This is a genomic window from Saccharothrix sp. ST-888, from assembly GCF_000955975.1.
Classification (GTDB): Bacteria; Actinomycetota; Actinomycetes; order Streptomycetales; family Streptomycetaceae; genus Kitasatospora.
In genome coordinates, this window is sequence record NZ_JYJF01001096.1 from 1 (window position 1) to 258 (window position 258).

Annotated in this window: 1 protein-coding gene; it reads right to left on the reverse strand. The window is 70.9% G+C overall.

All coding sequences use genetic code 11. The annotated features are described in order from the left end of the window. The coding region (locus UK12_RS35770) for an AMP-binding enzyme (protein ID WP_045307402.1) at positions 1-258 on the reverse strand (258 nt) is incomplete at both ends.

The following is a 258-nucleotide window of genomic DNA, read 5'->3' on the forward strand; positions in this document are numbered from 1 at the left end:
GGATCGGGCTCGCGTCGTAACTGCTGTTCCAGCCGACGAAGTTCTGGCCGAAGACGGTCTCCTCGGGGGTGATCGGCAGGGCATCGTAGATGTCCCGCCACTCGCCCACGTGATCCTGTTCGATCCCGCTGTCCCGGGTCGAGTCGTCGCGGGCCACGACGTAGCCGACGAGCCGGTCGTCGTGGGCGAGGACGGCGGCCTGGGCGACGCCGGGGTGCTCGGCCAGCGCCGCCTCGACCTCGCCGAGCTCGACCCGGA